Genomic DNA, 11036 nt, shown 5'->3' on the forward strand with positions numbered 1-11036 from the left:
TTTTTCTGTCTTATTTGGCTGTTTGAGTAAATTTGAGTAGATTTTTAGAAGCGGCTACTCCCATGATGGTAGCAGAGAACTGGTCTAAAGTTAAATATGTTCAGACTTTGATTGAACATATTTATGAAAAAAACTGTAGAGTTAAGGCGATCGCTAATTTTCTAGAAGACTCTATAACTACTCACGAGATCATTGATACAGATCTTGTGGTAGTTGCTACGGATAATCATTATACTCGTCAAATTGCTCAACAATTAGCTTTAGAGTATCAAATACCACTACTATCTTTAGGCACTCATTTAGAGATTCAAGAGAATCAAACTCCTAGATTATATTGCCGGATCACTATTCCTCCAGTAAACGGCGGCTGGTGTCTTATGTGTGGCAATATCATTAGTTTACAACAGGCAGCTTTAGAATTATCTCCTCAAAGAGTAAGTGAAACAGTATCTCAATCGGGATATCTGCCAGAAGTGAGCGATCCGGCGGTATTTTGGCTTAATAGTATTTGTAGTAGTACCGCTGTCGGTATCATCCAAGGCATACTTAGTGGATTTATTGATATAACTACCGGATTAGACTGGATTTATCAATTTCCCTGCTGTCAATGGTTGAAAACAGATGTATCTCATTTAGTAACTCCTGATTGCTACTTTTGTTCTTAGTACTTACAAGACATTTAGATTACAAAACCTTAAAAAAATCCTATATTTATCTGTTTTTCAGCTTTTCTCAGGTTACCATAGCATTACGTTTTTATTGCCCATAACAGTAGGTTACCAACTTGTGTTTCCCTTTGTTTCTCCTAAGACATTCTCTGAAAGCTTAGGTAGCATATATAACCTTTGTTAATTATCTATATAGCGTTTTTCAGTCTAATCAGATGAGGAAACAGAAAATATACCTCACTTGCTTAGAAATTGCTATATCTTATTCTCAATATCTCAGTAATCAGTTTTTGCCAACTAGCAATAATTATGAATGGACCTCCTTCTTCCGAGTCAAATAATACCCCAAATGAATCCCCTAATTATCAACAAGAATATGTCAGTCTATATCTAAAGCTTTTAGAAGATCAATTTTATTTCTCTGCTAGAAGATGGACAATCATTACTTTTTTTATTGGTATCAGCTTTGCTATTGTCGGTTTTTCTAGTTCAGTTTTTTCTTCTAATCAACCAAATCAAAATAATTTTGATATATCAATTAGATATTTAGCTGCCATTTTCGCCTATTGGTTTGGATTTTTTCTCGCAGTAAGTTTAGATAGATATGGTAAAGCCGTAAGAAAATATTTAGACTATCTCGAAGGTAATCAAGTCAGAGAAAACGAAGTAAATGAGAAAAAAGTCCCCTTTGATTTTGAATCTAAAATCAAGGAGTATATGAAGGATGAAAATAAAAGATTACCAACTAGTACTAAGTTATTAAGGTATTTTGGCATTGGGTATACCATCATGATTATTTTGAGACTAATCGGCTTCTTATTATTTAGATAAAAACCATGATTTGCATAACAAGTAGAATTTCCCTTGATACTTAAGTGTAAGTACTAATTATATTTCTGTCAGATAACAACAAGATAACCATTTGAAACTATGTTCCTAGTATTATTAGAAACCTCCGGCAATCAAAATTTCATCTTTGCCACAAACAAACTTAAAGAAAATATTGGTGCTTCTGAATTGACTTATTGTGCTGGCACAAAATGGGTATTGGAAGTAGTGGGAAAGATAAACGGAATTAAAAGCTTAGAAGTTTGGCGAGATAGCCATTGCCTCAGACAACTTTTAACAAATGAACAACACAACCCTCCTCTAGAAACATCTAATCTCCCAGTAGAAATTATCATAGCCACCTCAGGCAAAGCTTTATTATTAACTAAAGACAAAGAAACAGCTCAAAAAATCATCACCGCAGTTACCACGAAAGCCCAAAAAGAAGCCCCAGGAATGGATTTATGTGGCGTCTTTGAAGAATTTAATTGGGATGATGGCAACACAGGAAGCTTAGCTGAGGCGATTAAAAAAGTTTATCAGAAATTTGATCAAGTTCATAGTAAGTACCCATCTCCCCACCTTAGATTTTTGCGTCTACCAATCATCGATGAATGTAGCACTAGTGAATATCCAGCATCCTATATAGTTCAAGGTCCCAATAACTCTGATATTCTTCTCTCAGCAGTCAGTTATCACAAACAACAATGTACTGAATCTGCATTAGAAAGAATTAAGTATATTTTGCGCAAAAAGAAAAATCAAATTGAATTCACAAAAAACGTTAATCAACTGGAAAAAGAGTTTGATAATTTAGAGTGGTTAGCAGTGATTCATGCTGACGGTAACGGACTAGGTAAAATTTTCCTCAATTTCCAAGATAGTTTAGATGATTCCCAAAATAATCGAGAGTATATCAATAAATTGAGAGAATTTTCTATTGCTATTGATATTTGTACTGAAAAAGCATTCTTAGAAGCGATTGATGTATTTGAGATTGAAAATAATAACAACAAAAAATCAAGATTACCCCTAGTTCCTTTAATTTTAGGAGGAGATGATTTAACTGTTATTTGTGATGGTAAATATGCTCTGAATTTTATTCATAAATTTCTTACTAATTTTGAATTAGAGACAGGTAAAAACTCAGATTCTACACAAGAGATTATACCTAAAATAGCAAAACAACCTAATTTATCTGCTTGTGCTGGAATCGCCATTATTAAACCTCATTTTCCTTTTTCTGTAGCTTACGAATTAGCAGAAAAATTAATTAAACAAGCCAAAATAGTCAAACAAAAAGCTGTTGATAATGAGAGTAATATATATCCCTGTTCCGCTATAGATTTTCATATAGTTTACGATTCTAGTGGAGTAGAATTAGAACAAATTCGTCAACGCTTAACAGTAGATCAAGGCCAAACCAAACTTTACAGCAAGCCCTTTGTAATCACTAAAGTAGAGAAACTAGAAAAACTAAAACATAGCAACTGGTTAAAATTACATCACTGGGATAAATTTGCTGCACAAGTAAAACTTTTAAAACAAAAAGATGAGCAAGGAAAACGCCAGATTCCTACTAGTCAAATCAATAATTTGAGAGTAACCGCTTTCTTAGGAAAAATAGCAACCGATAGTACTTATCAATTAATTAGTCATCGATATAACTTAAAAATTTTTGAAGGAGAAGATCAATCATTATTTACTCTAGAAGATGCAGAAAAACCTCTATATTTTACTACCTTTATAGACGCTTTAGAAACAGTTGATTTTTTAAATTTTTCCGAGGATAACCATGAAAATTGAACCAAAGACAAACTTTACTATTAAAATAACAATGCTTAGTGATTGGCATATAGGATCTGGTGTAGGTAGAGGAGATATTGATAGAATAGTCCAAAAAGATAATCATGACTTAGCCTATATTCCCGCTAAAACCCTCACAGGAATAATAAGAGATGGATGTGAATTAGTTGCTCAAGGTTTAGATAATAATGAAGAAAATGGTAATTGGCAGCAATGGGTAAACTATCTATTCGGCGATCAACCAGCCTTGGCGAAGCCAGAAACTATCAAAGAAGAATCGCCTCAATCAGCAGCTTTAGTAATTCGTCCTGCCTATTTTCCTGAAAGATTGCAACTAGCCTTAATTTCCCGACCAAAAGTTAAACAAGCTTTAACTTTTATTAAACCAGGTATAACTATCGATGCTGATACTGGATGCGCCAAGGTAGACAATTTACGCTTTGAAGAATTAGTAAGAAAAGGTTCAATACTCGAAGCAAAAGAATGTACTCTCAACCTACCAGAGAATTTAAACAAAGTACAAAAAAATGCCGCCTATGCCTTATTAATTGCTGGAGTTAAAATAGTAGAACGTTTAGGAGGAAAACGCCGACGTGGTTCAGGTTTATGTAAGATTGAGATTGAATCAAATCCTCAACCTTGGCTAGAATGGCTACAAAAGCAAAAGTCTGCGCCTACAATTCCTATATCTAATTCCGTAGAATCAATATCATTTGACACCTCTACTAATAATTATGAATCTGTATGGGAAACAATTCCTCTAACCGTCAAAACATTGACCCCAGTGGTGATTGGAAAACGTACTGTAGGCAACGTAGTTGAATCCTTAGACTATATTCCTGGAAGTCATTTTCTGCGGATTGTACACAAAAAATTAGGTAATTGGATAAACATTAGTCAGGCAATAAGTAATAGTGATATGATTGTGACTAACGCTACAGTTGCCATCGGGAACGAACCTGGTATGCCGACTCCCTTTTGTTTATCAGCAGATAAAGTCAAGGGTGGCTTAGATAAAGGTTATGTGTACAATCGCTTTATTGAAGCTAATCCCACAGATAATGATATACAACTTAAGGGAATACGCGGGGGATATATAGGTGAGTTCAATACAGAAACATTACCTGTTTCTCAAAATATCAATCTAGGTATTAACACTCATAATACCATTGAAGACGAAGTGCAGCGACCTACAGAAGACATAGGAGGTGTTTATAGTTATCAAGCAATCCCAGCAGAGGTAGAATTAAAGGCAGAATTACGGATCAAAAAGGCTTTAGTTGAACAATTAAATCGAAAGCAAAAAAAATGGTGGGAAGTTTTCAACGGAAAGTATCAAATCGGACGATCTAAAAAAGATGACTATGGATTGATTAAGTTATCTACTTCTTCACCGAGAGAAATTCCTCAGGCTTCACTTAATCAAGAAAAACCCAATATTCTCACCCTCTGGTTACTATCAGATCTGTTGTTGAGAGATGAGAGACTCAGACCAACTACTGATTTAGAGGAATTGAGAAAACACCTAGTAAAAGCGCTAAATGTGGAATTAAAAGAGGAATGTAGTATAGCTAGGCAACGCCGAGTAGACTCCTGGCAGGTTTGCTGGGGATTACCTCGTCCTTCTTTAGTAGGATTACAAGCAGGTAGCTGCATAAAATACTCGTTAACTACAGAGATATCGCTAAACAAGCTTACTAGAATTCAAGCAGAGGGAATAGGAGAAAGACGAACAGAAGGTTATGGACAAGTATATTTTAATCATCCTTTACTAAGTAATAATACCTCTCAACTAAAGATAAAGACTCCTGATAATACTCCTGACTCTCCCAAAAAAGATAATTTTCGCCCTCTTAGTAAAGATAAAACAGTGTATATATATGCTCAAACTTTAGAAAAAGAAGCCTGGCGCCTAGAAATTCGCACTAAAATCCTTGAGTTAGCTTCTCAAGCAACTCAGCGTCAGCACCTACTAGGAATAGAAGTTAGTAAAACTAGTCAAGATACTTTTGAAAGTGAACCTACTCTAACTCAATTAGGAATAGTTAGATCAGTATTGAGAAACTTGACTACTCCACAGTCTACTCCAACTTGGTTAACTAGTTTAGAAAGTAAAGAAAAATGGCCCCAAGAAAGTTTAGCAAAAATTAAACAACTTGTGACAGATCGCGATCAAGTCTGGAGAATTTTAAATATTTCCAATGACTTGTATATTACTAAAAATGCCCCAGAAAGGTTAAAAGATGAATTGTGGGCAGAAGCAGTCAAGACTCTTATAGATGAGTGTATTCGCGCCCACAAACGATACTTAGAAGAGGTTCAACATGGCTAGAAAAATTCATACCCGTTATCAAATTACCGGAACTTTAATTGCTCAAAGTCCCATTCACGTAGGTGGAATAGGAGGCAATGTAGATACAGATTTAGCACTCGCTGTTAATGGAGAAGGTAAATATTATATTCCTGGTACTAGTTTAGCTGGTGCCTTAAGAGCTTTGATGAATTTAATAGAATCAGAAAAAACTAATTATCTTTGGGGAGGAGAACAACAAAAAACAGAAACACATCATGCTAGTTTTATTTTAGTAGAAGATGCAGATATTTTCCTCGGGGAAATGGTTTCAGAAATACGAGAGGGAGTAGCTATAGACCGTAAGTGGGGTACTGCTGTAGAGAAAATGAAGTACAATAGGGCTATACTACCACGAGGTGCGAAAATCTCTCTCAAACTCACTCTAGAAAGAGCAGCAAAGCTTTCAAATGACAGTGAATGGCAAAAATATCAGAATCTATTTAGTCAACTTTTAACGGCTTTGAGTCAAGGACAAATCTCCCTGGGTGCTGCTAAAACTAGAGGATTGGGAAGGGTTAAATTATATGATTTACAAATACATGAACAAAAACTAGGGCAAAAAGAAGGTATGATTGATACTCTCATCAATGGCGGTACCAAAATTAATCATGATTCATTTTTGATTAATGCTGAACCGATTTTTCCTTCTAGCTTAAATATTGTTATTGATTGGAAACCCATTAGTCCAGTAATGGTTAAAGCAGAAGCTGAAGGAATTGCTGTAGATATTTTACCCCTAGTTAGTGCTGTGGATGGAGGAGTAACTTTTGTATTGCCAGGAAGTTCTCTCAAAGGTTCCCTGCGATCGCAAGCTGAACGCATCGTCCGTACAGTTCGTCATCAAGATACCCCTCAAGAAGCGAATAAGCAACTAGAAGTTGAGTTAGTAAAAACTTTGTTTGGTACTCCTTCTCAGCTAATTTCTTCTGGAGAATTAGGTTATCTCGGTACATTATCTGTAGATGATTGCTTTGCTAAAATTCCTCTTACTTACAATCAATGGACAGATATAGAAACATCCACTGATTCCACAGAACTAAGAAAGGCTTTGAATCAAGGAGGATTACAAGACATCCAACAATCTTTTCATGTTGCTATAGACCGCTGGACTGGTGGCGCTGCTGATAGTTTTCTCTATAGTATTCTTGAACCTAGAGGGTTTAGCTGGCAGCCAATTAATTTGAACCTCGACTTAACCCGTTTAGTTAAAAATTCTGAGGAATTAGAATATTTTGCTTCTATTACTTTACTACTATTAACTTTCCGAGATTTAATAGAAGGTCGTATTCCCTTGGGATTTGGTACCAATCGTGGCTTAGGTACAATCCATATTGAACAAATTAGCTTTAAAGGTACCCAAGAATCAACAGAATTAAACGATTTGAGTAATTTAACTCTAACTAGTGGAAATTTTCAAAATCATCTTAGTGAAAACTTTCTCAATCAACTAAATAGTCACTGGCAAACATGGATTAATCAAAACAATTAATTATGAATAAGATTTTACATAGTGTTATTGCCGAATCAATAACTTTAACTCAAGCAATTACAGATTATCACACATTGTTACCTTTATCTACAGCTATAGCTTTACTATATTCTCCCCAAACTTGTCAATTAGCTATACTTAACGAAAACAGCGAATTAATAAATAGTCAAGAAGAAAAAATTGCCCCTGAATATAAGATCAATCATATATTTGAAGCAAGAATATTTAACGAAAACTATGAATTACGGTGGCTAAATACTGATCAAGGTTATGGAAAAGCTGCAATAGTTTCTGAAGAAAATTTAGCTAACTTGTGGAAACAAAACAACTCAGAAGAATTTCTTGACACTGTTGATACAAACTATTTACTCTGGGGACAAAAAACAACAAAGGAACTAAATAGTCAGTGGCAAAGATTAACCACAGCTAGAATTGGTTATGTAGATATTCCCCTACAAACTCAATCTTCAAGAGTGTATTTAAAAACAAAAGAATATCTAAAAAAAGTTGATTGTTTCGGTAATGTAGCAGTATTTGAAGAAAGATTAATTAAGTTAGAGGCGAAAGAAAAATGACTGTAGGAAAATTAGTAGTTATCAAGGGAAAAACTCTACAAGTAAATTTTACTAATAAAAAAGGGAAACCAGTGCAACCAAATATTAAAGAAGCCGAATTATCTCAGCCTTTACAAGAACAAAAGAAAAAAGCGATCTCCCAACTTGATGGCTTAGAAGTTGAATTAGAAGAAGATAAAGGTCAACCAACTCAAATTAGAGAAAAAGGTCAAGAATGGAAACCACCCATATTAAGCAATGACAAAGCTAAATCATCTCCATCTCAGGTTAAAAAAAATGCACAAAATAAAAAACAAGAAAATACTCAATCAAGCTTCAATAAAACCAAATCATTTCAACCCCAAAATAAAAAAGGAGACTTTCATAATCCCTACAACTTTGTTCCAGCAATCCCTAGAAACGAAAATGATCCTGATTTAGGAGATAATAATCCCGCAGGTCATGGAAGTTATCGTTATGACTATTGGAGTGGCAGCATTGCTATGACTTTAACTACAGTAACACCTTTACTGATTCCTGATGCAGCTAATGCCACAGAAAGCAATAATGGTCACAAAACCTATCCCCTACGCCTAGATTCTCAAGGAAAACCTTATTTACCTCCAACCTCTATAAAAGGAATGTTGCGAACTGCCTATGAAATAATTACTAACTCTCGCTTCTCCATCTTTGCAGAAAAACATCACAACAGATTAGCTTATCGAACTAAACCGACTAGATCTATTTATCCTGCTAGAGTAGAAGCAAGAAAAAATGGGGAACTTTATCTACGTATTATGGAAGATGGCCCTGCAAAATTACCTCGTTATAATACTAGTAACAATAATCGCGATCGCGGCCAAAATACCAGAGGTATCAAATATGAAGAAACTGATAGTTTGCCTCAACATAGAGACCATGTCTGGGTAAACATAGAAAACAATGTAGTTAAAAAAATTCGTCGATACCAAAATCAACCAAAAGATACTCACAAATGGAAGGAAGGATGGGTATGTGTTACTGGTGCAAATATAGACAACAAGAAGAATGAAAGAGTGTTTATTGTTGGTCAAAATGACGAGTACATCTCCATTACCCCAGAAATAAATAGCTTATGGTCTGAACTAATCTGTGATTATCAAACTATACATAAAAAAGAATTGGAAAAACGTCGGGATAATCATCAGTCACCCCAAGATTACTTAGGTGATGATCCTGGAAAAACAGCATGGTCTAGACATATTTGGAACACAGAGGAAGTAAAACTACAACCAGGAACACTGTGTTATGTTGATTTTCCAAAACAAACAATTACTTCAGATAATATTATAGCTATTCAACCAGTAACAATTGCTCGTCGTTTATATAACATCTCTCCAGAACAACTGTTGCCTGAAAATCTCAAACCACCTACTTGTATTAACCAACTATCTCCCGCAGAACGAGTTTTTGGTTGGGTTAAATCCAAAGGAAAAGGAGCATACAAAGGTAATCTAAGAGTCCACAACGTTACCTGTATAACTGAAAATTCAAAAGAAATATTTGGTGACCAAGGTTTACCTCTAGCTATTCTCAGTACTCCTCAACCTCAACAAGCTAGATTTTACCAAGCCAAAAATAAACAGGGTCAACCCTTAGATAATGGAATTGACAAAGATCAAGGCTATTTTAATTCAGACCAAGGATTAAGAGGTAGAAAAGTTTACCCCCATCATCGTCACTTTTCTCAAGAATATCTCCGAATCAATGATGAAAGAGATGATCAAAATCGTTCTATTAAAGCTTGGGTTAAACCTGAGGTTAAATTTGAATTTACTATAGATGTTACCAATTTATCTAATGTAGAATTAGGCGCCTTGTTATTGTTACTAGATTTACCAGACAATCATTATCATCGTTTAGGAGGAGGAAAACCATTAGGCTTTGGAAGTGTTAATCTTAAAATTAATTGGGACAAAACGGATCTCAAAATAGGTAAAGATTGGACAATATATTATAGTTCTCTTGTAAATAAAACTAGTCATTTGTCTCAAGAAGAATCTATGAATTTAGTGGAACAGTTTAAACAGGCTATCAATAGAGCTTATGGTAAACAATTTGAACAATTAGAGTTTATTCAAGCTTTTTATCAGGTTGCTAAAGGATTCGATGACAACTTACCAATTCACTACCCAAGAACCACCCAAGAACCTAATCCTCAGGGAGAAGGATTTGATTGGTTTGTAGATAATGAAAGTATGAATCAAGATAATGGCGGCCGAAAACTAGCTTTACCACCTATTAGTCAAGATAACGGTCTACCATATAATCCAAAAGAATAAGTTATTTTTCATCAGACTAGATGGCTCTCAGTGTACTTGCTTTTGATAAAGATGCAAGAGATCTGAATATAAGTTTTAGAAACCGGATTTAGTATCAATATAAAAGTTCTAATTATAGCAATGAGCGTTGTAGTGTTAACAATATTTATATTTACAGATCCCCCCAACCCCCCTTAACAAAGGGGGGCTTTTCATGATAACTGTAAACATCTATTTGCTCATTGCTATAATATTCTTAACACAAAAGTGCCAGCACCAAGATTCAGTACAGCAACAATTTTTTCAGGTCAATCTCGATATCAGGAAATGCTTGAGATGTAATTGTGCCTGATGTAAATTCAGTAATTTGTGAATAACCTCTGTTTTGGAGTTGAGTATGAACAATTAGCTTTTTGTTCTTCAAATCGATTACCCAATATTCAGGGATACCATTACGGGCATAGGTAATAACTTTCTGTTCTAAATCTTTTTTCAGGGTTTTATTAGATACTTCAATCAACCAATAGATATCTTGAGGATAGGGGTGATGATTACGATAGATAGTTTCAGGCAGTCGAACTATAGCTATATCTGGTTCTGGTTCTGAATTATCTAAGGTTATTGGATGGGAATCTCTTACTTGAGCTTGTTTTTTAAATAAATCTCTCAAGTAATCGCTTACAGATTGATTGGTATAGCTATGCTCGACTCCTTCTGGACTCATCTCAATGATATCCCCTTCCAAAAGTTCAACTGGTTTACCTTCTAAGATTCCAGAGTCAACCAGTTCGTGCCATTCTTCTATCGACCATTTATAAATAATTGAAGCCATATCTGGTTCTATCTTGATTATTGGCTAATTCTAGCTGATAACTTGGTTCTGTTTCAACTCGTTTTCTGACGTTCTAATTTAAGGATTTCCCCCAGTCAATTAGATTATAGCTTTCTGTTTAAAGTTTTCGTAAATATTCTCTAATTGCCTCAACTCACATCTTCCACCAGTACTTCTGTACTAAATTAACCTCAGAAAAAGTTCAT

Annotated in this window: 8 protein-coding genes; 7 read left to right on the top strand and 1 reads right to left on the bottom strand. The window is 34.7% G+C overall.

What is annotated here, in order from left to right:
* Positions 1–32: 32 nt before the first annotated feature.
* The 7 genes from MW688_RS15625 to MW688_RS15655 all read left to right on the top strand — a co-directional run bounded on the left by MW688_RS15625 (position 33) and on the right by MW688_RS15655 (position 10019).
* On the top strand, positions 33–665 hold the full coding sequence (locus tag MW688_RS15625; protein WP_486736939.1) for a hypothetical protein: 633 nt from the start codon (positions 33–35) through the stop codon (positions 663–665).
* 312 nt (positions 666–977) lie between these two features.
* Complete coding sequence (locus tag MW688_RS15630) at positions 978–1499, top strand: hypothetical protein (protein ID WP_486736940.1); 522 nt, start codon at positions 978–980, stop codon at positions 1497–1499.
* Positions 1500–1598: 99 nt separating this feature from the next.
* On the top strand, positions 1599–3302 hold the full coding sequence (locus MW688_RS15635) for a Cas10/Cmr2 second palm domain-containing protein (RefSeq protein WP_486736941.1): 1704 nt from the start codon (positions 1599–1601) through the stop codon (positions 3300–3302).
* Positions 3292–5634 carry an RAMP superfamily CRISPR-associated protein gene (locus MW688_RS15640; protein WP_486736942.1) on the top strand — a complete coding sequence of 781 codons (2343 nt, stop codon included), beginning with the start codon at positions 3292–3294 and terminating at the stop codon, positions 5632–5634. The genes MW688_RS15635 and MW688_RS15640 overlap by 11 nt, the downstream gene beginning before the upstream one ends.
* Complete coding sequence (locus MW688_RS15645) at positions 5627–7144, top strand: RAMP superfamily CRISPR-associated protein (protein WP_486736943.1); 1518 nt, start codon at positions 5627–5629, stop codon at positions 7142–7144. The genes MW688_RS15640 and MW688_RS15645 overlap by 8 nt, the downstream gene beginning before the upstream one ends.
* 2 nt (positions 7145–7146) lie before the next feature.
* Complete coding sequence (gene csx19, locus MW688_RS15650; protein WP_486736944.1) at positions 7147–7719, top strand: type III-D CRISPR-associated protein Csx19; 573 nt, start codon at positions 7147–7149, stop codon at positions 7717–7719.
* Positions 7716–10019 carry a TIGR03986 family type III CRISPR-associated RAMP protein gene (locus tag MW688_RS15655; protein WP_486736945.1) on the top strand — a complete coding sequence of 768 codons (2304 nt, stop codon included), beginning with the start codon at positions 7716–7718 and terminating at the stop codon, positions 10017–10019. The genes csx19 and MW688_RS15655 overlap by 4 nt, the downstream gene beginning before the upstream one ends.
* A 262-nt stretch (positions 10020–10281) precedes the next feature.
* On the opposite strand, the gene MW688_RS15660 is transcribed toward MW688_RS15655, so the two are convergent.
* A complete protein-coding gene (locus MW688_RS15660; RefSeq protein ID WP_486736946.1) occupies positions 10282–10830 on the bottom strand; it encodes a Uma2 family endonuclease in 549 nt (182 codons plus the stop codon).
* Between the last annotated feature and the right edge of the window lie 206 nt (positions 10831–11036).

Source organism: Johannesbaptistia floridana, assembly GCF_057440575.1.